We start from the raw sequence: 22,138 nt of genomic DNA on the forward strand, positions 1-22,138 counted from the left end.
GCTTTGAACAGCAGCGCGCCCGCTCCGGCGGCCGGTCCCTGGGGACCTGCTGGAGCGGGCGCTCGCGGTGATCGGGGTCAGTGCAGCACGACTACCTTGTGCATCCCGAGGAAGGCGTGCGGCACGCCGTTCTTGTCGTCCGGGATGAAGCAGAGCAGCGCGTAGGTGCCCGGCGGCAGGTGGTGCGCCCGCAGCAGGACCGTGCCGCCGGGGGAGACGGCGCCGAGGCCGAGAGCGGGTCCGGTGAACGGCGCCGTGGCCGGCTTCCCGGCCGCGATCTTGTCGAAGAACGCCTGGAGCTGGGCGTCGGTGGTGCCCGGCTTCACCGGCTGGAGCTGCATCTCGTGGAGCTCGTCCGCCGCGTTGTGGAGCAGGATCGGGTCCTTGGCCTCGTGCAGGCCCCGGACGTCGAAGCGCGGCCCGGCCGGTGTCTCACGCGTGATCACCGTGGCGCGGTCGGAGGTGCGCAGGGTGGCGTGGTTGTCGTCGTGTACATGGATGACACGGAAGACCGGGTGCGCGGGGTCCTTGAGGAAGGCACTGAAGTCGAGCAGGACCAGCCGTCCGGGCTTGACCCGCGTGGTGAAGCTCTCCGACACCTTCGGGGTGACGAAAGCGCCGCCGGGCGCGTCCGCCTCGTCGCGCAGCGCCGTGATGCCCTGGACCGTCGGGACCGGCATGCGGCTGACGGCCTTGGTGAGATCGGCGAAGATCTTCTTCAGCGTGACGCCGTGGTGCGGGCGCAGAAGTTGCAGCTGGCGGCCGCCCGCGTCGTCGGTGTGGACGCGGAAGGTCCGCAGCCCGCCCCGGGCGTCGTCCTGGGCGTGGATGCCCGAGGTGTCGATGCCGATGTCGATGGGCTTCGGGCCGTGGTGGTGGCGGGCGCCGGACGAGGCGTCGGCGTTCGCCATGCCGCCGAGCGCGCCGGCGACGGCGAGAGCGGTGACGGCCGCGGCTCTGGCGCCGCGTCGTAGCAGTGCGGTGCGCATGGAACTCCTGTCGTTGTACGAACCCCTGATGACCAAGGCCACCACCTCGCGGGCCGACGGACCGTCAGCCACGCTGACGGTAGGGCCGATCGGAGCATCGGCTGTGTCCCGGGTGATGCATGGTGCGCGGGGGGAGCGGGCAGGATGAGGCGGCCATGACACACCCGTCCGGTGTCGCTCCGAAGGGAACCGTCCCGTGCTCCGTAAGGTAAGCGCCCTGCTCGCCGCCGCCGCTCTGCTTCCGCTCGGCACCGCCGTGCACGCGGCCGCCGCCCCCACGGCCCCGCCCGCCCAGGCGCCCGCCTGCACCTACACGCCGGCGGTCCCCGCCGACAACTTCAAGGGGATACCGGTCTTCGACCCGGTCAAGGCCGCCCGGCCCTACAGCGCCACCCTGCGCACCGGCCAGGGCGCCATCACCTTCCAGGCGCTGACCGACAAGGCCCCGTGCACCACGTACTCCTTCAAGTTCCTCGCCCAGCGCGACTACTTCGACCGCTCGCACTGCCATCGGCTCACCACCGCGCGTATCTACGTGCTGCAGTGCGGCGACCCGACGGGCACCGGGAGCGGCGGGCCCGGGTACTCCTTCCCCGACGAGAACCTGACCGGTGCCACCTATCCGGCCGGGACGGTGGCGATGGCCAACGCCGGGCCCAACACCAACGGCAGCCAGTTCTTCTTTGTCTGGAAGGACACCAAACTCTCGCCCGCCTACACGCCGTTCGGCCGGGTGACGGCCGGTCTCGACGTGCTGCAGAAGATCGCGGCGGGCGGCGAGGACGACCAGAACAACCCCGGGGACGGTTTCCCGACGCTGCCGGTGAACATCAGGCACGTACAGATCAGGAACAGGTAATACGTGTCGGCCGGGCCTGTCAGGGACTGGTCGCGCGCACCGGGGCCGTGCCCTGGCGGGCCTTTTCGGCGGCCACGGCGAACGCTCTGTTGGCCTCGGTCTGGCGCCGATACGTCTCCGGCAGGTCCGGCAGGGCGAGCAGTCGGTCGCAGGCCCGCAGCGACCCCGCGTAGTCCCCGGTCCAGTACGCCGTGATGGAGAACTCGAAGAGCAGCCCCCACCGGTAGACCCAGGGCTGGGTGAACAGGATGTCGTCCGGGGCGGCGCGGTCCAGGCCCGCCACGGCGAAGGCGTGGGCCGACCGGTGGTGGCCCCGCGTGCGGAGCCGGGACGTCAGCTCGTAACAGGCCTCCAGCCGTTCCGGGCGGGCTTCCCAGGCCCGTACGAGGGCGTCCAGCGCGCCCGGCCAGTCGCCGCTCTCCGCCCGCAGGACGCCCACCTGCAACTGCGCGCAGTACACCTCCTCCACCCAGCCGCCCATGTCCGCCCGGCGCTGGTAGAGCGCGATGGCCTCCTCGGTGCGGCCCATGTCGCGCATGGTCTGGGCCAGGTAGAAGACGGTGCGGGCGTTGTCGGGATCGCGCTCCAGCTCCGCGCCGAGCAGCCGGGCGTCCCGCTCGAACTTGTCGTGCCGCGAGCCGCCGTCGGCGAAGTCCTGGATGGTCAGCGCGTCGAGGTTCTCCTGCCGGGAGCTGTCGTCGCAGGTCAGGTACTCATGGGTGACACCTTCGTAGCGCCAGTCGAGGTCCGCGCGGACCAGGCGCTTGACGCGGTACGAGGTGGTGCCCTCGTGGCGCAGCATGTACGCGTCGGCGGTGAGCTCGGGGAGTGGGCCGTCGCGGCGGATGACCAGGTCCGCGTCGAGGAGCAGCAGATAGTCGGCCTTGCCGCGCGCGTGGGCGATGTTGAGGCTGCGGTTGTGGCCGAAGTCCACCCAGGGCTCCTCGTGCAGCTGGCCCGGGACGCCGTCGAGGGCCGCGCGGATCAGGTCCTGCGTGCCGTCGGTCGAACCGGTGTCGGAGATGACCCAGGTGTCGATCAGATCGCGTACGGACGCCAGGCACCGCTCGATGACGCGCGCCTCGTTCTTGACGATCATGCAAAGGCAGATGGACGGCTGCTGCCCGGCATCCTTCATGTCCCGCACACCCTTCGTTTCGCGGCGGCTCACTGTGGCACGAGGGCGGGCGCGCGGGGCGCCGTGCGCGCGGAGTCATCGGCGACGGCCTTCGGTTGGCGTAATGCGCCAGGGGCCGAGGGGCGGGGCGTTGCTCCGCGCGGTGACGATTGTTGGTCCGATGTGCTGATAAACGGGCGTGTCAGCCCGATATCCGTGGACGAGGGGCCGTAAGCGGGGAGGTTTCCGTCGGCGTTGGATGACGCCCATAGAAGCCTCATCTAGGAGTAATGGGATATGGCTCCTGATCACACGACAAGGTCGCGGCTGGGGCCGCTTCCCCATCGGGGCAGACCTCGCCGGTGGCGCTCTGGCGTCCCTGGCCATGGTGCTCGCCGGTGTGGCGAGCCCGGCGGTGGCCGCGCCCCAGGGCGCCGGTGCCCCCGTGGCGCGGCCCGCGGGCGGTGGCGACGACCACTGCAAGCACGAACCGGACAGGAAGGCGGGCACGCCGGGCGCCCGCCCGGGCGGCGGCGGTGGCGACGACCACGATCACTGCAAGGGCATGGGGCCGAAGGGTCCGCCCGGCCCCACGGGTCCCACTGGCCCGACGGGTCCCCCCGGCCCGACGGGTGACACGGGTCCTACTGGCGACACCGGTCCCACTGGGGACACCGGGCCTACGGGTCCCACTGGAGCCACTGGCCCGACGGGTCACACCGGACCTACTGGTCCTACCGGTCCGACGGGTCCTACCGGTCCGACGGGTCCCACCGGACCTACCGGTCCCACCGGAGCCACCGGTCCCACCGGCCCCTGCACCGCCATCGACGGCATCGAGCCCTCCGACACCGAGGACTTCACCGCCGTCCCCATCAACGGGAAGGCGTTCGCAGGCCGGCAGAGCACCCCGGGCGGGGCCATCGTCTGGACGGACCTCACCAACGCCGACAACCCCCACTACCCCGCCCATGTCTGCGGCATCTCCATCACCGAACACGGCAACGACGCCTGGATCAAGGTGGTGACCACCGACGGGACGATCTGGCAGACACACGGCGACGTGAACGGAACGAACTTCGTCTGGGACGAAGGCTGGACCCAACTGGCGACGCCTGTAGCGGGTTCGCTACGCAGCGGCGCCCCGCGCAGGACAGGGGGCGCCCGAACCTCCTGAGCCGCCGGGAACACCGGGTGGATGCCTTGGGCTCCATGGCATCCACCCGGTGTCGGCGGTCACCACGTACGGCCCGGGCGTGTGCGCCCGCGCATGCTGCCGCACGCCCTTCGGCGGGTTCTCGCCACGCGGCACGCTGGCCGGTGAAATCGGCCGAAGGAGTTGGCCGAAAACCTCGGCGGGCGGCAGTCCGAGAGATGAGAGAGAGGGGAACGTCCATGTCTGTGGTCATGTCGATGAAGTGGGCCGGGGTCAAGCCCGAGCAGTACGACGCGGTACGTGCGGAGGTGAAGTGGGAGGAAGAGACCCCGGCCGGTGCCGTGCTGCATGTGGCCTGGTTCGACGGCGGCGCACTGCATGTGACCGACGTGTGGGCCTCCCAGCAGTCCTTCGAGAGCTTCTTCGCGGAACGCCTCGCGGCCGCCGTGGAGAAGGCCGGGATCACCGGCGAGCCGGAGACGCAGTTCGCTCCGCTGCACCGCCGTTTCGTGGCACCCGGGGTGAGCGCCGGCGGCGTGTAGCGCCCTGAGTGCTCGGTCGTCGAAATCCCGGCGCCAGAGCCCCGGCGTCAGCATGCCGAGTCGGCGAACCAGCGGTCGAGCAGTTCCGCGTCCCCGGCGCTCTCGACCGCGTCCGCCACACGTGCACCGGCCACGCGTGCGATCGGCCCTGTTCACCCCGATATGCCTTCCCGGCGTACCGGGTCTTCGCGCTGCGTCCCTTTGCCATTTCCGCATCACATTGACCTCAAGCTTGGTCGAGGTCGTACGTTTCCTTCATGAGCATGGAAGCCACCGCGTGGACGCAGCTCCACAATGTCATGAACGCGCAGCAGGACCGACGCCCCTTCGATCGATCGACCCTGCGGCGCATCGCCGCGTTCGCCCGCCCGCATCGCCGCCGTATCGGGCTGTTCCTGCTGCTCAGCGTGGCGACGGCGCTGCTCGCGGTCGCCACCCCCGTCCTCGCCGGGCGTGTCGTCAACGCGATCGTCAGCGGCAAGGACGAGGGGACGGTCACCTGGCTCGCCGTGCTCATCGCCCTGATCGCCGTCGCCGAGGCGGGGCTCGGGCTGCTGAGCCGCTGGCTGTCGGCGAACCTCGGCGAGGGGCTGATCCTGGATCTGCGGACCGCCGTCTTCGACCACGTGCAGCGGATGCCGGTCGCGTTCTTCACCCGGACCCGTACCGGCGCGCTCGTCAGCCGTCTCAACAACGACGTGATCGGCGCTCAGCGGGCGTTCAGCAACACCCTCTCCGGCGTGGTCAGCAATGTCGTCACGCTGCTGCTCACCCTCGGCGTCATGCTCAGCATCTCGTGGCAGATCACCGTGCTCGCGCTGGTCCTGCTGCCGATCTTCGTGCTGCCCGCACGCCGGATGGGCGCGCGGATGGCGAAGCTCCAGCGCGAGGCCGCCGAGCACAACGCGGCGATGGGTACCCGGATGACCGAGCGTTTCTCCGCGCCCGGCGCGACCCTGGTCAAGCTCTTCGGCCGGCCCGCCGACGAGTCCGCCGAATTCGCCGCACGGGCCCGCCGGGTGCGTGACATCGGGGTGCGCACGGCGATGGCGCAGTCCGCCTTCATCACGGCGCTCACGCTCGTCTCGGCGCTGGCCCTCGCCCTGGTGTACGGGCTCGGCGGGTACTACACCCTGCACGGCCACCTCAAGGCGGGCGCCGTCGTCGCCCTCGCCCTGCTGCTCACCCGGATGTACGCGCCGCTCACCGCGCTCGCCGGTGCTCGCGTCGAGGTGATGAGCGCGCTGGTCAGCTTCGAGCGGGTCTTCGAGGTCCTCGACCTCAAGCCGTTGATCGCCCAGAAGCCGGACGCGCGGCCGGTGCCGGAGGGGCCGGTCTCGGTGGAGTTCGACGGGGTCCGCTTCGGCTACCCGTCCGCCGACAAGGTCTCGCTCGCCTCGCTGGAGGAGGTCGCGAGCCTGGACACCCGGGGCGGCACCGAGGTTCTGCACGGCGTCTCGTTCCGCGCCGAGCCTGGCCAGATGGTGGCACTGGTCGGGTCCTCTGGCGCGGGCAAGTCGACCATCGCGCAACTGCTGCCCCGGCTGTACGACACGGACGAGGGTGCCGTACGCCTCGGAGGTGTGGACGTACGCGACCTGACCGCCGACTCGGTCCGCGACACCATCGGCATGGTCACCCAGGACGGCCACCTCTTCCATGAGTCGGTCCGCGCCAACCTGCTGCTCGCCCGGCCGGACGCCGCCGAGGAGGACCTGTGGGACGCCCTGCGCCGCTCGCGCCTCGACGGGCTTGTCGCCTCGCTGCCGGACGGGCTCGACACGGTCGTCGGCGAGCGCGGCTACCGGCTCTCCGGCGGTGAGCGCCAGCGGCTGACCATCGCCCGGCTGCTGCTGGCCCGCCAGCGCGTGGTCATCCTCGACGAGGCCACCGCCCATCTGGACAACACCTCGGAGGCGGCGGTCCAGGAAGCACTCGCCGAGGCGCTGGAAGGCCGCACCGCCGTGGTGATCGCCCACCGGCTCTCCACCGTACGGGCCGCCGACCTCATCCTGGTGGTCGAGGACGGACGGATCGCGGAGCGGGGCACCCACGAGGAACTCCTCGCGCTCGGCGGCCGCTACGAGGAGCTGTACCGCACCCAGTTCGAGCGCCCCGGCAGCGCGCCCGCGGGACTCGGCTGAGCCCGCGGCCCGGCCGGTGAGCCCGGCAACTCACCGGCGGGCGGCCGGGCGGTGCGGCGCGGATGTACGGCTATTCGGGCGCCGCCTCCTCCCGCTCCAGCGCCCTTACCAGGGCCGCGAAGCCGGGGTCGATTCCCTCCCTGTCCCCGCCGGTCCGCCAGTCCACCAGGAAGCCGCGCAGGACCCCCAGGATCATCTCGGCGACCTCCAGCTTGCGCTGGTCGGACCAGTGTTCCGGGCAGATGGCCAGCAGCGTCGGCAGATACAACTTCGCCGCGCCCCGCCCGAGTTCGGCATAGCGCGCCGGGTCGTACATCGCGAGGCCGATGGCCTGGTCGAGCGCCAGCTGTCCGGGGTCGTCGGCGATCAGGGTCGACCAGATGGCGCGTACCCGGGCCGCCAGCGAGGGGCGGCCGGTGATGGCGGCGGCAGCGGCCACCGCGTTGTCGATACGCCGGGTGCGCAGTTGCAGGATCGCCTGCTGGAGCAGGTCGTCCGCGCTGTCGAAGTAGTACAGGAGCACCTTGTGCGTGGTGCCGGCCGACCGCGCGGCGCGCCGGAGCGAGAAGTCGACCATGCCGTGGGCCGCCAGGTCCTCGCTGACCAGGTCCAGCAGCTCGCGGCGTCTGGCCTCGCCCCGCTTCGATCCGGTCGACCGCCGGTAGCCCGACCGTTCCTCCGTGGTGTCGTGCGCGTCCCCGTCGGCAGCGTCCATCCCGCATGTCCTTCCGAAAGCCTCGCCAGTAAGTGAACCGCGTGGTTCACTCTATCCGAGAGCGGTACGGCTCACCGGGAGGTTGTTGTGCACTCGTCCGTGGAACGGCAGAAGGTTCACTTCAGCAGCGGCGGCACCCACTGCGCCGCCTGGCACTATCCGGGCACCAACGGCGGCTGTGTGGTCATGGCCTCGGGAACGGCGGTCACCAAGGAGCCGGGCACCGACCGGTTCGCGCGGCGCTTCAACGAGGCCGGGTTCGCCGTCCTCGCCTTCGACTTCCGCCGGATCGGCGAGAGCGGCGGCGAGCCGCGCCAGGTCATCCGTATTCCCGACCAACTGGCCGACTGGCAGGCCGCGATCGCTTACGCGCGCGCCCTGCCGGACGTCGACCCGGCCCGCATCGCCATCTGGGGTTTCTCCCTGGCGGGCGGACATGTCCTGCGACTCGCCGCACGCGACGGGGAGTTGGCGGCGGCCATCGCCCAGACACCGCTGGCCGACGGCCCGACCATCGCGCGCGCGGCGATGCGGCACAGCACACCGCGCGCGATGCTGCACCTGACCGGGCTGGTGCTCCTCGACACGCTCGGCGCTCTCGTCGGCCGTCGGCCGATCCTGGTGCCGAGCGCGGGCGCGGCCGGAACCGTGGCCGCGCTCACCACACCGGACGCGATGGACGGCACCCGCGCGCTGGACCCCGACGGCCGGTACCCGGACTGGAATCAGTCGATCGCCGCGCGCTCGGCGCTCGCCCCCGGCTTCTACCGGCCCCTGCGCGACGCGCCGCACGTGAAGTGTCCGCTGCTCGTCGTGGTCAGCGAACAGGACCAATCCGTCCTGCCCGGCCCCGGCCTGCGCGCGGCCGAGCTGGCGCCCCAAGGCGAGTCCGTACGACTCCCCGGCACGCACTACGCTCCGTTCACCCACGCGCACGAGCAGGCCGTGGAGGCGGAAACAGCTTTCCTGCAACGGAACTTGCTCGGTCCGTCGGCCGACCTTGTACGACTGCGGCCACCGCGGCGAAACTGAGGGCATGCCGATCAACGAGCAGGCACCGGACCACGACGTGACGGACGACGCGGAGCAGACGGCCCAAGCCGCGTTCGATCTGGGGGCGCGGGAACGCACCGCGGGCAACATCGACGCCGCCCGCACCGCGTTCCGGCGCGCCGCCGACACCGGCCACCCCGACATCGGCCCCATGGCCCTCGCGAACCTGGCCGTACTGGAAGCAGCGGCCGGGCGGACCGATGCGGCCCGTGCCGTGTTCGCGCAGGCGATAGCCACGGGGCATCCCGATCACGCGCAGAAGTCCCTCTTCAACTTCGCGATCTTCGAGCAGCGCAACGGTGAACTGGCGCACGCCCGCGAGCTCTACGAGCAGGCCATCGCCGGAGGGCATCCCGAGCACGCCCGCAAGGCCCGCTTCAACCTCGCCAACCTGGCGGCCCACCAGGGCCGACTCGGCGAGGCGTGCGGCCTGTTCCTCGGGGCCATGGCGCCCCCGTTCCTCGGGGACACCGCGGAGCGGGCCCACCGGCGCCTCATCGAGGTCGACCCCAGCCACCTCGCCGAGGCCCGCGAGGTGTACCTGACGGCCATCGCGAACGAGGACAAGGAGACGGCCGCGCGGGCCCGTGATCTCCTCTTCGATCTCGACCCGCACTACATCCTGCCCCAGGACACGATCACCCTCGGCCCGAGGACGGTCGACCTGGCCGACGTCGAGTCCGCCGACTGGGCGATGGGGCGGCGACCGGCCTATTCCAGCGGCCATCTCGACGTCTACACGCGTGACGGCCAACAGCACACGGTCTTCCTCGACCTGCGCGACCGCTACGACCGCCGGAAGTACGAGATGCTCCGGGCACACCTCGGCCCCGACTCGATCTGAGCGGTCGCAGTGAGATGACGGGTGATGCGGTACGGGCAGCTCAGACGGCGACGAGCCGACGCCGGTACCGCACGCCCGGGCGCCCGTCGATGACGGTGTCCGCCACCACGGTGAACCCGCTGCGGGTGAGGACGGCCATGGACGCCGGGTTGTCGAGGGTGGTCTTCGCGGTGAGCGCCGAGAGCCCGTACGCCTCGGCAGCCAGCCGGCACACCTGCGCGACCGCCGCCGTCGCCATACCCCGGCCCGAGGCGCGCTCGCCGATCCGGTAGCCGAGCTCGGCGGACCCGTCCTCGACGTCCATGAGATTGATCCGGCCGACCAAGTCTCCTTCGCCATCCACGACGACGTGGAAGTGACACACCCCGGCGTCCTGTTCGGCGAGAAGAGCGCGCAGGCGGGAGGCGAACTCGGCGAAGTACGCGTCCCCGCGATCCGGTACGGTCCGCGCGAAATACTCCCGGTTCACGCGCTCGAATTCCAGCAGAGCGTCCGCGTGTTCGGCCCGCAGCCGTTCCAGCCTCACCATGCCCGCCAGCATACGCACGCACCCGGCGCCCGGACCGGCCGGTGGGAGGTTGCCTTTACGATCACCGTTGTGACGAACACTACGACCCCGACCCCCGCAGAAGATGAGGTCCTCGTCCGCGAGGAGGGCCGCGTCGGCCGACTCACCCTGAACCGCCCCCGCGCGCTCAACGCGCTCAGCCACACCATGGTCCTCCGCGTCGAGCAGGCGTTGCTCGCGTGGCGGAGCGACCCCGACGTGGCGGCCGTGGTGCTGACCGGGGCCGGTGAGCGCGGCCTCTGCGCGGGCGGGGACATCCGCGCCATCTACGAGGACGCCCGCGTCGGCGGCTCCGCCTCGGCGGAGTTCTGGCGCGACGAGTACCGGCTCAACGCCCTGATCGCCCGCTACCCCAAACCGTATGTGGCCCTGATGGACGGCATCGTGATGGGCGGCGGGGTCGGGGTGTCCGCGCACGGCAGCGTACGCGTCGTCACCGAACGCTCCCGGGTGGCCATGCCGGAGACGGGCATCGGCTTCGTCCCCGACGTCGGCGGTACGTATCTGCTCGGGCGCGCGCCCGGTGAGCTGGGCACGCATCTGGCGCTGACCGGCGAAGCCGTCGGCGCGGCGGACGCGATGCTGTGCGGCCTGGCCGACCAGTTCGTACCCTCCGAGCGGCTCGACGCACTGGTCGCGGAGCTGACCAGGGCGCCCGTCGACGACGTCCTCTCCCGGTACACCGCCGAGGCGCCGCCCGGCGAACTGGCGGCCCACCGGGAGTGGATCGACGAGTGCTACGCGGCGGACACGGTCGAGGAGATCGTGGAACGGCTGGTCGCACACGGCGACCCGGCCGCCAAGGAGGCCGCCGTCACGCTGTCCGCCAAGTCCCCCACCTCCTTGAAGGTCACGCTTGCGGCAGTGCGCCGGGCGCGCCGACTCGGCTCGCTGGAGCGGGTGTTGGAGCAGGAGTACCGCGTCTCGTGCGCGGCACTCACCTGCCCCGACCTCGTGGAGGGCATCCGGGCCCAGGTCATCGACAAGGACCGCACTCCCCGCTGGTCACCGGCCACCCTCGCCGAGGTCACCGAGGAGGACGTGGCCCGCTTCTTCGCCGCACCGGCCGCCTGAGATCCGGGCCCCGTGCTCAGGCGAACTGGGAACTGGGCACCGGGCCGGACGAGTTCAGCCCGGACCGGTCGCCCCGGAGCCAGGTGCCGCGCACGGCCGCCGCGAACTCCGCGAACCGGTCGTCCGGGTCCGCGGGCGTCTCACCGTCGCCCTCCTCCGGCGTCGGGTCGGCGCCCACGATCTCGGCGGCGATCCGCGCCGCCGACCGGTCGTCGGCCGGTGCCTGCGCCACCTCGCCGTCCTCGTCCTGGCGCAGCTGCTCACCCCAGGGCGCCATCGTCATCTGGTGCAGCAGGGCGACGCTGTCGGCGGTGACCACCGGCGGATCGGTCCAGTTGCTCGCGTGCTCGTGGAGCACCTGCCCGGGGACACGGTCGAGGAGCTGCCCGAGGATCTCGGCGCCCTGGTCCGTCTCGCCAAGATCGTTGAGGTCGTACGCGATCACGACGGTGTCCTGGCGCCCCGGCTCGAAGGGCCGCGACGGCAGACCGAGTACGTCGGCGGCGGCGAGGCCGAGGATCCGGCTGCCCCGGTCGGGCAGCAGCGACACCGAACCCGGCCGCACCTCGGCCGAGTCCAGCAGCGTCTTCAGCCGCAGCAGGCCCTGGAGGCACTGGTCGTAGGAGTCCTGGAACCAGGCGTACCGGCCGGTCATACCGGCCCCGAAGCCGAACGGGGACAGGGTGCCCAGGACCGTGCCGCCCATCGCGTACTGCCAGCCGCGCAGATCGTGCGTGTCCAGCGGGCTCACGGACCCGGCCGCGGCGGCCCGGTCCAGCATGCGGCGCTGGCGGTCGCGCGTGGGTATCCACATCTCGTCCTGCGGGTCCGGCAGCAGCGCGTGGTGACGGTTCGCCAGGGCGAGGTCGCCGGACATGATGGCGTTGTAGGCCAGCAGATAGCGGTCCGGCCAGTCGGCGAGGCCGCTCTCGTGCCGCGCCAGCACCTCGACGGCCTCGCCGTGCCGGCCCTCGCGCTCGTACGCGGCCACCAGCTCACGCACCACCGAAAGCGCGCCCGGGTGCAGCCGCAGGGCCTCGCGCAGAGCGGGGACCGCCAGGTAGGAGAGCCCGCGCTCGACGCACGCGTAACCGAACGCGTACAGCTCCTGGGCCGACTCGGGCGCGGCGGCCAGCTTCTTGGCGGCCTTGCGCAGGTCGTCGAACCCGGCCGCCCCGGCGGCCCGCTCGACCACGAGCGCCACCTCACCCAGCGGCAGGGTTTCGGCCCCCGCCCTCAGCAGCCGCAGGGCGCCGGGGATGTCACCGGCCTCCAGGCACTCCCAGGCCTCGACGAGCTCGGCGGACTTCGGGCGGGTCTTCTTGCGCGAGAACATCCGCAGATCATCGCCGATGGTGAGGTGTGTTCTCAAAACGTTTCGCGAGGCCCCGGCCTTTTCGCCGCTACCGCCGCTCCTCGTTCCCTTCGGGCTCCAGCACCCAGTCCAGGTCGTGATGGTGTCTGCCCGCTGCCCGCGCGCAGACCTCGGCCTCGCTGGTCGGGCCGAAGGTGTCGGCCAAGGCGTTGGACGAGGCGCCCGACCGGTGGCGTGCCACGGCGGCTTCGGTGTCCGCGTGCACCAGATCGGCGTTGATCGCCATCGCCGCCCGCACACCGCCCGCCTGGGCGAGCGGCAGTGTGGCCATCGACTCGGTGACGTTGCCCGCCACCCACACCCCGGCCACCTCGGTCAGGCCCGTGGCATCCGAAGCCACGTACGTACCCGTGCCCATGGGGTGTTCCACCGGGGCGAGACCGAGGCCGGACAGCACCTCGGCGCGCGCCACCAACCGTGGTGCCACCACCAGTGCCGCCACGGCCACCCGCCGCCCCGAGGCCAGCTTCACCCCGGCCAGCCGGTCCGCCACCACGTCCAACGCGGTCACCTCGCCCTCGACGACCGTGATCCCGCGTGCCGCCAGGCGCTCGGCATCCTCCTCGGCCAGGACGGAACCCGTGGGCAGGAACAACGTGACCCGCGACGACCACTGCCGCATCAGCAGCGTCTGATGCAGGGAGGCGGGGCGGCCGCCCAGCACCCCGATCGGCGCGTCGCGGAACTCCCAGCCGTGACAGTACGGGCAGTGCAGCACATCGCGCCCCCACCGCTCGCGCAGCCCCGCCACCTCGGGCAGTTCGTCGACCAGGCCCGTCGTCACCAGGAGACGCCGAGCACGCAGCTCGCGACCGCTCGCGGTGGTGACGACGAAGCCACCCGCCACCCGCCGGGCCGAGACCGCGCGGTCGGACACGATCCGGCCGCCGTATCCGGTGACCTCCTCGCGGCCGACGCGCAGCAGTTCGAGCGGCGCCACACCGTCGCGGGACAGCAGGCCGTGGGCCGCCGACGCGGGGGCGTTGCGTGGCTCGCCGGAGTCGACGACCAGCACGGAACGGCGGGCGCGCGCCAGCGTCAGCGCCCCCGCCAGCCCGGCGACGCCCCCGCCGATCACCACGACGTCCAGTTCGCCGGGCAGTGCCGCGTGCGGTTCTCCGGGCGTTTCTACGGGCGTTTGTGAGGAATCCCTGTTCGCAGTCATGGAAACACCGTGCGCCCTGCCTCCCGGACCCGCCATTTTTCTTGCCGATCCGGCAACGGCCTCAGCGGCGGCGCAGCGGCACACCCGGCTCCCACCGCTGCTGGTACCGACCGGCCGACGCACCGGCGGTGAAAGCCGCCGAGGACGCGGTGGACGTCCCCACCCGCCAGTCGATCTCCTTCACCGCCTGGTACCAGACGACCCCGATGATGTCGCGCCGACGAGGCAGCGTGCGGAACATGTCGCTGATCCACTCGGCCTTCCGCCCGGCCGCGTCGGTGGCTCCGACCTCGGTGATCACGAGCGGCTTGCGGGTGAAGCGGCGCAGCTCCGTCCGCGACGGGTTGAACAGCCGGTCGAACGACTGGTAGTTCTCCTTGCCCACCGTGCCGTAGTAGCCGGACAGACCCACCCAGTCCACATACGCGTCTCCGGGGTAGAGCCCGGCCAGCGGTGTGGAGTTGGCGTAACTGATGTTGGGGCTCCACACCCACACCGCGTTGCGCGCCCCCACCGCGTCGAAGATCTGGTGGACATGGCGCCAGGCCCGCACGTACTCACCGGCGCGGTTGCCGTTGGACTGCTCGCACCACGGGTACCAGTAGCCGTTCATCTCATGGGCGAAGCGGATGGCCACCGGGTAGTGCAGTGACTTGATGCCCCGCGCCCAGGACCGTACGTAGGCGTCGAAGGAACCGTCGATGACGGCGGAGAGGCGATACGCGGGTTGTTCGCCGCGCAGCCTGGGCTCCTTCGCCTCGGCCGTGTGGTCCCAGGGCTCCCAGGCGATCATCGGCAGCATGCCCCGCTCGGCGACCCGGTTGATCGCCCCGGCGTCGAAGTGGTCGCTCTTCCAGTCGGCCGAGAACTCGTACACCTGCGGATGGTGTCCGCTCTGCCGGGCGAACTCGGCGGCTTCCGTGAAGTCATGGGTGCCCGCCGAGGTGAAGACGCCGATGAACGCCTTGCCGGTGGCGGGGAAGGAGACGGCGGTGGGTTGCGTCGGGGCGGGGTGTTCGGCGTCGGGCAGTACGGTCGTCGGGGGCAGTACGGCGTCCGCGCGGGCGGCTGCCGCGCGGCGGTCGCGGTCCGCCAGGTCCGGTGCGAGCGTGAAGGTGTACCAGGTCAGCAGCACGGCACTGAGCAGCGCGAGCAGCCGTGGTGCCGTGACCCTCACCGTTCGGCCCTCGCGGTGCGCAGCCGGGTGGAGAGTCCCTGGACCAGGGCGAGCAGCGGTGGGGCCGAACCGGCCGCGAGGCCGAGCAGTGTCCACATCCGCATGGCTGTGTAGTCGTGGTGGTGCAGAAAACTCACCGTGAGCAGAGCACCGGCGAGGAGCGCCCACAGCAGATGGAGGCGGAAGGTGCGCAGCGACTCCGAGCTGCGCAACTCGCCCTTGGCGGTGACGACATACGCCAGCGGCCGGCGCAGCAGGGCGTTCGCCGCCGCGTCGATGTAGACGGGCCCGGCGAAGAGCGAGAGCAGGATGCCCGCCGTGCCGATCTCTCGCCGTTCGTGTTCGGCGAGGTTGAACCGGCGCAGCCAGAGCCACAGCACGAACGAGCCGCCCATCCCCGCCGACCACAGCAGGAACCAGGGGAGCCCCGGCAGGTGGATGGAGGAGACCCCGAGCAGCATGTACAGGGCGGTGGCCAGGGTGCCGAGGCCCAGACTCATGGCGACGCTCGGGTAGTAGAACTGCACCAGACCGTAGAGCAGCCGCTGACCCGGCCGCAGTCGAATGCCGTCCCGCAGCCGGGAGTTGAGAGTGATCTCCCAGACGCCGTACGCCCAGCGCCGCTGCTGGTTGAAGTAGTCGGTCCAGGTCGTCGGGCCCTCGCCGATCGCCACCACATCGGGGGTGTAGACGCCCTTCCAGCCGTTGCCGGTGGCGGGGTTGACCGTGCCGTGCACCCGCATGCTCGTCAGATGGTCCTCGATGATGGAATCCTGGTAGCCGCCGATCTGCTGCCACGCGGTGACGCGGTAGAGGTGGTTGGTGCCGATGAGCAGCGGGGCGTCCAGGCCGTTGCCGCCGCGCTCCACCATGCTGCTGAACAGGTACTGCTGCACCGAGGCGCCGTGCGAGACCCAGTTGTCGTAGGCGTTGCCGTACACCTGCGGGGCGACGACGAACGCCGTGTCGGGGGCGTGGAAGTAGCCGAGGGTGCGCTCCAGGAAACACGGCAGCGGCACATGGTCCGGGTCCATCTGGGCGACCACGTCGTAGTCGTTCTCGTGCTCGGCGCGCCAGGCGTTGTGGTTGCCGGACTTGGTGCGGGCGCGGAACGGGCCGGACGGCTGGTTGTACTCCGGGCGCCCCTTGCGGCTGAAGTGGTGCACGCCGAGGCGCGCCGCCATCTGCCGTACGCGCGGATCGTCGCCCTCGTCCAGGATCCAGACGTCCACGGTGCAGTTCCAGCGCTCCACCTCCAGCATGGCCCGCAGGGTCCGCTGGACGACGGCCAGCGGCTCCTTCGACGGCACGATGGTGGTGAGCATCGCGACGCGCAGCCCGGACGGCGGGACCATCGGGACGGGGTCCTTCGCCCGGAAGGCGAAGACCCAAATGGCCGCCGCCTGCACGACTTTGATCGTCTCGACGGCGACCACCAGACAGAACCCGACCCGGGCCAGACACAGCCCGCAGCCGCCGAGCCCGGTCACCCCCGGCCCGGGCACATGTTCGGGCAGCAGCAGCCAGCCGATGAACACGATGTCGGCGAGCGCGGTGGCGGTCGTCACCGCCGTGAGCAACACCCGCTGGTCCAGGCGCAGTACGGGGCAGTACGCGACCTCCCGGCCCGGGTTGGCCAGCGGACCGCAGGCCCTGGCGGCGCGGACATAGGCTTCGACGGCCGACGCGTTGCGGCGATCCCTCCTCTCGGCGCGCCGATCGGGCCGGGATGCATCTCTGGACATGTCCCCCCTTAGTGGCAACCAGCGTCACTCCGCTGTGAACAGGCCACTACCTGTTGTGAGTGAAGGACAGCGCGCGTCGGCCGCCGGTTCCCGCCGGGCCCGGATACCACCCGCTCGGATACGACGGGTTCAGAAGGGACTCGGAGAGGGCTCCGGCAGGGATCAGATACGAACGGCGTACAGCGTGCTGTCGTCGCCGATGTACGCCGTGTCCTGTGCGACGGCCGGTGAGTGCGCGGGAGAGGAGGCGGAGAAGGCCCACAAGTGCTCCCCGGTGGCGGAGCGCAGTGCGTAGAGCCTGGTGTCGTCGCTGCCCACGTACACCACGGATCCCGCCGTGACAGGTGAATGCACGTCTGCCGCGGCGGTGAACTCCCAAGCGGGCTTGCCGGTTTGCGCGTCCAGGGCGTGCAGCGTCTTCCCACCGCCCACGTACACCACACCCTTCGCGATCGCGGGGTTGGATCCCACCGAGGCCCCCTCGAACCGCCATACCTGCTTGCCGGTGCCCGCGTCAACGGCGTAGAGGTTGCCGTCGGTGCTGCCGAAGAAGACGAGGCCGCTCGCCGTACAGGGGATGCCGGACACGGCCCCCTTGGTCGTGAAGGCCCACTTCCTGTCACCGCTGTACGCGTTCACCGCGTAGAGGTTGGTGTCGCTGCTGCCCACGTACACCGTGTCGCCGGAGACCGCGGGGGAGTGGGTGTCGTTGTCCGCGGTGAAGGCCCATCTGCGACGTCCGTCGACGGTGTCCACGGCGTACAGCCGGTGGTCCGCGCTGCCCACATACGCGACACCTCCCGTCACGACCGGGGTGTGGACGATGCCGCCCGTGAGGAACCGCCAACGGACCTCGCCCGACAGCGCGTCGAAGGCGTAGAGCGTACGGTCGTCACCGCCGAGGTAGACGCTGCCGCCCAGCACGCAGGGGGCGGAGCCGATGGCCGCGCCGGTCGTGTACGACCAGCGGCGCTGCCCGTCGGCGACGGCCAGCGCGTACAGCGTGCCGTCGTTGCTCGCCGCGTAGACGAGGTCACCGGCGACTCTCGGGTACGACAGTACGGTGCCGGTGGTCGTGAACCGCCAGCGCGGCGTCCCCGGGGCGGCCGCCCTGCCGTCGTGCGTCAAGGCCCAGGCGGCGGCCGCGACCCCGCCGGCGGCCACGAAGCCCGCGGCGCCGTACAGGAGTCGGCGCCGGCTGACCGGCCGCTCGGGCGGCGGTGGGGGAGCGGGGGTGTACGCGGGCGCCGGTGGCGTGGGAGGGTCCGGGACCGGGGGCGGGCCCGTCACCGTCTCGTCCTGCCAGGTCGTGGGCAACCACCCGGCCGAGAGCAGTTCCACCGGCGAGCGGCCACCGGTCAGGGCGGGCATCAGAGCCGCCAGGGTCGGACGGTCGGCGGGCTTCTTGGCCAGGCACCAGGCGATCAGCCGACGCAACCCGGCCGGAACCGCCGCCAGATCGGGCTCCTCGTGCACCACACGGAACAGCAGCGCCGCCACCGACACCTCCCCGAAGGGCCCGGTGCCACTCGCGGCGAACGCCAGTACCGAGCCGAGCGAGAAGACATCCGACGAGGGCTCGATCGCGTGCCCCTGGATCTGCTCGGGCGACATGTACCCGGGAGAGCCGATGGTGGTTCCGGTGAGGGTGAGTCCGCTGTGCTCGGCGAGCCGGGAGATCCCGAAGTCGATGACGCGGGGCCCGTCTTCGGCCAGGAGCACGTTCGCGGGCTTGAGATCCCGGTGGATCAGGGAGGCGCCGTGAATCGCGGTGAGCGCTTCCACCAGCGCCGCACCCAGAGCCCGTACCGACCGCTCCGGGAACGGGCCGCACTTGTGTACGGCTTGCTGGAGCGAGGGGCCGGGAATGTAGGCGGTCGCGAGCCACGGCTGACGCCCTTCGGGGTCCGCGTCGACCACCCCGGCCGTGAAGAACCCGCCCACGGCACGGGAGGCGATCACCTCGCGGACGAAACGCTGCCGGAAGGCGGGTTCCTGTACGTACTCGGGACGGATGACCTTGATCGCGACCCGTCGACCGCTCGGCGAATACCCGAGGTAGACGCGGCCCATGCCGCCACTGCCCAATTGGGCGACCACTCGGTACGGTCCCACCGCGACGGGATCGTCAGGCCCCAATGGCTCCAAGGCGCCCCCCGGGTCACGTCCTGGACATATCACCAACTCGCTTGCCGTAGCAGCGTATCGAAGCAAGCCAGGGGTCCGCCGGAAAACGTCCTTGACGTGCGCCGGAGGGGAACGATCGGATACCGCCCATGAGCACAGGGCAGCCGCATCCGGGCCTGCGTCCCCTCGACGAGGATCTCGTACGGAAGCTGATAGCCCGTCAATTCCCACAGTGGGCGGGGCTGATGGTGAAGCGCCTCTCCTCCGGCGGGACGGTCAACGCCATGTTCCGGCTGGGCGACGACATGGTCGTACGGCTGCCGCTGGGGGAGAGCGGGGCCGGGGATGTGACGATGGAGCGGGAGTGGCTGCCGCGGCTCGCGCCCTTGCTGCCCACGCCTGTGCCCGAGGTGCTGGGGGCCGGGGAGCCCGCCGAGGGGTATCCGTGGCCGTGGTCGGTGTACCGGTGGCTGGCGGGGGAGAACCCGTCGGCGGGGGCGCTGAGCGAGCCGGCGCTGCTGGCGAAGGACCTGGCCGGGTTCGTGGCGGCGATGTGGAGCGTCACCCTGCCCGGGGCGCCGCGCGCCTACCGTGGCGGGCCTCTCGCCTCGCTCGACGCGTCGACCCGCGCCGCGATCGAGGAGCTGCGCGGGATCCCGGAGGAGGGTGTCGACTGCGATGCCGTGGCGGCCGTGTGGGCGGACGCGCTGGCGGCGCCGGGCGGGGACGGGCCGCCGGTGTGGCTGCACGCCGATCTGATGCCGGGCAATCTGCTGGTGGACGGCGGCAGGCTGACCGCGGTGATCGACTTCGGGTGCACGGGGGTGGGCGACCCGGCCTGCGATCTGTTCCCGGCGTGGAACCTGCTGCCGCCCGATGCGCGGCGGGTCTTCCGCGAGGCGCTGGACGTGGACGACGCGATGTGGCGTCGTGGCCGGGGCCGGACGCTCTCGCAGGCGCTGATCGCACTGCCGTACTACCGCACGACGAACCCGACGATGGCGCGCAATGCCCGCCATGTGATCCGGGCGGTGCTGGAAGAGACCGCCTGACACGCGACCTCAGCGGCGGCTCTCAGCGGTGCGCGTCGGTCTTGGTGAAGACGTACTCGTCGAGGATGAGGCCGATGGCGACGGCGGCCGGGATGGCGACGAGTGCGCCGATGATGCCCAGGAGCGCGCCGCCGATCAGTACGCCGACGACGGTGACCAGCGGGTGGACGTTCACGGCGAACTTCATCACCTTGGGCACGATCACGTAGTCCTCGGCCAGCCGGAAGGCGATGTAGAAACCGGCGGTGGCCACGGCGACCGGCAGCGAGACGGACAGGGCGATGAGACTGACGACGATGCCGCCGATCGTGGACCCGACGATCGGGACGAGGTCCATCAGTGCGACGAAGACGCCCAGCGCGGCGGCGTAGCGCACCCCGGTCGCCTCGCACCACAGGAAGGTGGCGAGACCGGCGATCACGGAGGTGGCGACGTTGCCGAGCATGTAGCGGCCCGTGCGCGACAGGATCTCCTCGGTCATGGCTCGTACGTGCTCACGCCGGTCGGAGCGGACGAAGCGCAGGCAGAAACTCTTGAGCGCCGGCAGGAACGCCATCATGTAGACCGCCACCACGATGACGATCGCGGTGGAGGCCACGGCGCTGATCACGGCCTTCCCCGCCCCGAGCAGCCCGCCCAGCAGGTCGGACGTCCCGCCGGACGACAGGCGCTGGTGGGCCTTGTCCAGCAGATGGAAACGATCCTCCAGCTTGCCGAGCGTGGACTGGTGGTCGTGCAGCTGCTTCAGCCAGCCGGGGATCGCCTTGGTCAGGGCGTTGATCTCGTTGCTGACCGGTGGGATGACCAGGGCGAGGAATCCGGCCAGGGCCGCCAGCACCAGAGTGAGCACGACGGCGACGGCCCATCCCCGGGGCAGCCGGTGGCTGGTCAGCCAGGTGACGACGGGGTCCAGGGCGATGGCCAGGAACATGGCCAGCAGCAGGAGCGTCAGCAGATTGCTGACCTGGAGCAGGGTCTGGGTGGTGACCCAGGCCAGGGTGCCGCCCAGGCCCAGGGCGAAGCCGACCTTGAACCAGGACGAGCCGGGCGCGGCGGCCGGGCGTGGAGCGGGGCCGCGGCGGCTCACCGGCGGGGGCGCGTCGGCGGGGCCCTCGGCGGGATCTCGTCCGTCGGGGTCGTCAGGGGGAGAGGAGGCCATCGTGGTGCCCCCGTCCACCGGGGTCGGCCGAGGCGGCGGAGCGGGTGGCCCTCATGCGTCCCTGCCTCTCGTCGGTGTTCCGTGGCGGCTCTGTCGTGGCTGTCTCGGAGTCGTGGGTCCTCTCGTGTCCGTTGTTCCCAGTATCCCGATCCGGCGAGTCCATGCCCGGCGTGCGGACGTGCTCATTCACTCGTATGGCCTATGGCGCGGGCGGCCCCCGCTCCCGTAGACAGGTAGGAAATCGTTCCCGAAATCGGTCCGGACGGGCGGCTGCGGGGCGTCGGCGGTGGCTGTGCGCGCGCTCCTCTTTTTGCTCCGAGATGCACTTCACGGGCCCAGTGGTGACTCTGTAGGCGGGGGCAGTACCCAAGGAGGATGGCCATGTCCGTGTTGGACAAGCTCAAGCAGATGCTGAAGGGTCACGAGGACCAAGCGGGACAGGGCATCGACAAGGCGGGTGACTTCGTCGACGACAAGACCCAGGGCAAGTACAGCAGCCAGGTCGACACCGCCCAGGACAAGCTCAAGGATCAGCTCGGCAGGGACCCGGGCCAGCCCCCTCAGTCATAGCGACGCCACTGTTCGAATGGGCCCGGCTCGTACAGAGCCGGGCCCATGTGGCATGCGCCCGCGTGCGGTGCACTGGCCGCTGACGCCCGCCTGCGGCCGCGCGGGCGGGACTACCCGAGCAGATCGAGGAGTTGACGGGCCGGGATCACGGGTGAGGTCACCGGCGGGGCGGCGGCGACGGGCGTTCCCAGCTCGCTGAACCGCACGGAGACGGTTCGCCCACCGTCGACCGCGTACTCGGCGCCCCGCAGCACGGGCCGACCGTGTGCCGACACGTATACCCGTACGGTGACAGGCCCGTTGACCTGTACCAACGAGCGTACGCGCGCCCCGTCACGCTCGACCACGGCTCCGGCGCTGACGGCTCCGCCTCCGCTCCCGGCCTCTGCCAGCAGCCGACCTGCCCGGCAGACCGGCGCAAGGCCCTCCACCTCCGGCTTCTCCCCGGGCAGGTCGGTCACCAAGTACGCCCCGCGCAACAGCCGGGTGGCCCGCCAGGCCGGGTCCGACCGCGGGTCGGCCACGGGATCGACCACCTCGTCGAGCGGGCCGCCGTGCAGAGCCGCGAGCGCGTCGGGCACGGCGTCGTCATCCCAGTGCGTCCAGACCCGATCACCCATAACGGTGCTCTCGGCCCGCCCCAGCCGCCCCGCGCAGTTGCCACGTGTATCCACCCGGGCGTCCACCGCGGTGCTGGACCCGTCAGC

General features: G+C 71.3%; 19 protein-coding genes. 8 read left to right on the plus strand and 11 right to left on the minus strand.

The genetic code is table 11. The features are described 5' to 3' along the window. Positions 1 to 77: 77 nt before the first annotated feature. Entirely contained in the window at positions 78 to 989 is a 912-nt protein-coding gene (locus ACGFRG_RS18645; protein WP_393265111.1) for a hypothetical protein, read from the minus strand. A gap of 196 nt (positions 990 to 1,185) precedes the next feature. Between ACGFRG_RS18645 and ACGFRG_RS18650 the strand changes: the two genes are divergently transcribed. Next, positions 1,186 to 1,848 (plus strand): peptidylprolyl isomerase, encoded by a 663-nt coding sequence (locus ACGFRG_RS18650; RefSeq protein ID WP_361421880.1) that lies wholly within the window; start codon positions 1,186 to 1,188, stop codon positions 1,846 to 1,848. A 19-nt stretch (positions 1,849 to 1,867) separates the two neighbouring features. Here the strand turns inward: ACGFRG_RS18650 and ACGFRG_RS18655 are convergent, their stop codons facing one another. Further along, on the minus strand, positions 1,868 to 2,986 hold the full coding sequence (locus ACGFRG_RS18655; protein ID WP_361421883.1) for a glycosyltransferase: 1,119 nt from the start codon (positions 2,984 to 2,986) through the stop codon (positions 1,868 to 1,870). Positions 2,987 to 4,360: 1,374 nt separating this feature from the next. Here ACGFRG_RS18655 and ACGFRG_RS18660 point away from each other — a divergent pair. Continuing rightward, positions 4,361 to 4,663 (plus strand): hypothetical protein, encoded by a 303-nt coding sequence (locus tag ACGFRG_RS18660; protein WP_361421886.1) that lies wholly within the window; start codon positions 4,361 to 4,363, stop codon positions 4,661 to 4,663. 257 nt (positions 4,664 to 4,920) lie between these two features. Next, a complete protein-coding gene (locus ACGFRG_RS18665; RefSeq protein ID WP_361421889.1) occupies positions 4,921 to 6,807 on the plus strand; it encodes an ABC transporter ATP-binding protein in 1,887 nt (628 codons plus the stop codon). Between the two features lie 70 nt (positions 6,808 to 6,877). Here the strand turns inward: ACGFRG_RS18665 and ACGFRG_RS18670 are convergent, their stop codons facing one another. Then, the gene (locus ACGFRG_RS18670) at positions 6,878 to 7,522 is read right to left on the minus strand and encodes a TetR/AcrR family transcriptional regulator (RefSeq protein WP_393265115.1); all 645 of its coding nucleotides are present in this window, start codon (positions 7,520 to 7,522) and stop codon (positions 6,878 to 6,880) included. An 87-nt stretch (positions 7,523 to 7,609) separates the two neighbouring features. Here ACGFRG_RS18670 and ACGFRG_RS18675 point away from each other — a divergent pair, with 87 nt between their 5' ends. Then, the gene (locus ACGFRG_RS18675; RefSeq protein ID WP_393265118.1) at positions 7,610 to 8,554 is read left to right on the plus strand and encodes an alpha/beta hydrolase; all 945 of its coding nucleotides are present in this window, start codon (positions 7,610 to 7,612) and stop codon (positions 8,552 to 8,554) included. 4 nt (positions 8,555 to 8,558) lie between these two features. After that, a complete protein-coding gene (locus ACGFRG_RS18680; protein WP_393265121.1) occupies positions 8,559 to 9,419 on the plus strand; it encodes a tetratricopeptide repeat protein in 861 nt (286 codons plus the stop codon). Positions 9,420 to 9,459: 40 nt separating this feature from the next. Here ACGFRG_RS18680 and ACGFRG_RS18685 read toward each other — a convergent pair whose 3' ends face one another. Beyond that, a complete protein-coding gene (locus ACGFRG_RS18685) occupies positions 9,460 to 9,948 on the minus strand; it encodes a GNAT family N-acetyltransferase (protein ID WP_393265124.1) in 489 nt (162 codons plus the stop codon). Between the two features lie 69 nt (positions 9,949 to 10,017). Between ACGFRG_RS18685 and ACGFRG_RS18690 the strand changes: the two genes are divergently transcribed. Next, a complete protein-coding gene (locus ACGFRG_RS18690; protein WP_361421904.1) occupies positions 10,018 to 11,061 on the plus strand; it encodes an enoyl-CoA hydratase/isomerase family protein in 1,044 nt (347 codons plus the stop codon). A gap of 16 nt (positions 11,062 to 11,077) precedes the next feature. On the opposite strand, the gene ACGFRG_RS18695 is transcribed toward ACGFRG_RS18690, so the two are convergent. From ACGFRG_RS18695 to ACGFRG_RS18715, 5 genes are all read right to left on the minus strand, one after another. Next, positions 11,078 to 12,397, minus strand: coding sequence for a hypothetical protein (locus ACGFRG_RS18695; RefSeq protein WP_393265127.1), 1,320 nt, complete (start codon positions 12,395 to 12,397; stop codon positions 11,078 to 11,080). Between the two features lie 67 nt (positions 12,398 to 12,464). Then, positions 12,465 to 13,601, minus strand: coding sequence for an NAD(P)/FAD-dependent oxidoreductase (locus ACGFRG_RS18700; protein WP_393265130.1), 1,137 nt, complete (start codon positions 13,599 to 13,601; stop codon positions 12,465 to 12,467). A 61-nt stretch (positions 13,602 to 13,662) separates the two neighbouring features. Next, positions 13,663 to 14,778, minus strand: a complete 1,116-nt coding sequence (locus tag ACGFRG_RS18705) for a glycoside hydrolase family 26 protein (RefSeq protein ID WP_393265132.1) — start codon at positions 14,776 to 14,778, stop codon at positions 13,663 to 13,665. Further along, positions 14,775 to 16,523 carry a glycosyltransferase family 2 protein gene (locus tag ACGFRG_RS18710; RefSeq protein ID WP_393265135.1) on the minus strand — a complete coding sequence of 583 codons (1,749 nt, stop codon included), beginning with the start codon at positions 16,521 to 16,523 and terminating at the stop codon, positions 14,775 to 14,777. The genes ACGFRG_RS18705 and ACGFRG_RS18710 overlap by 4 nt, the downstream gene beginning before the upstream one ends. Before the next feature lie 162 nt (positions 16,524 to 16,685). Continuing rightward, complete coding sequence (locus tag ACGFRG_RS18715; RefSeq protein WP_393265138.1) at positions 16,686 to 18,638, minus strand: PQQ-binding-like beta-propeller repeat protein; 1,953 nt, start codon at positions 18,636 to 18,638, stop codon at positions 16,686 to 16,688. A gap of 161 nt (positions 18,639 to 18,799) precedes the next feature. On the opposite strand from ACGFRG_RS18715, the gene ACGFRG_RS18720 reads away from it, so the two are divergent. Next, entirely contained in the window at positions 18,800 to 19,702 is a 903-nt protein-coding gene (locus tag ACGFRG_RS18720) for an aminoglycoside phosphotransferase family protein (protein WP_393265141.1), read from the plus strand. 22 nt (positions 19,703 to 19,724) lie between these two features. Here ACGFRG_RS18720 and ACGFRG_RS18725 read toward each other — a convergent pair whose 3' ends face one another. Beyond that, the gene (locus ACGFRG_RS18725) at positions 19,725 to 20,861 is read right to left on the minus strand and encodes an AI-2E family transporter (protein WP_361421925.1); all 1,137 of its coding nucleotides are present in this window, start codon (positions 20,859 to 20,861) and stop codon (positions 19,725 to 19,727) included. 381 nt (positions 20,862 to 21,242) lie between these two features. On the opposite strand from ACGFRG_RS18725, the gene ACGFRG_RS18730 reads away from it, so the two are divergent. After that, a complete protein-coding gene (locus tag ACGFRG_RS18730) occupies positions 21,243 to 21,431 on the plus strand; it encodes an antitoxin (RefSeq protein WP_361421928.1) in 189 nt (62 codons plus the stop codon). A gap of 110 nt (positions 21,432 to 21,541) precedes the next feature. On the opposite strand, the gene ACGFRG_RS18735 is transcribed toward ACGFRG_RS18730, so the two are convergent. Further along, the gene (locus ACGFRG_RS18735) at positions 21,542 to 22,051 is read right to left on the minus strand and encodes a hypothetical protein (RefSeq protein ID WP_361421931.1); all 510 of its coding nucleotides are present in this window, start codon (positions 22,049 to 22,051) and stop codon (positions 21,542 to 21,544) included. Positions 22,052 to 22,138 lie beyond the last annotated feature (87 nt).

Origin of the sequence: Streptomyces sp. NPDC048696 (assembly GCF_043198895.1) — a bacterium.
Classification (GTDB): Bacteria; Actinomycetota; Actinomycetes; order Streptomycetales; family Streptomycetaceae; genus Streptomyces.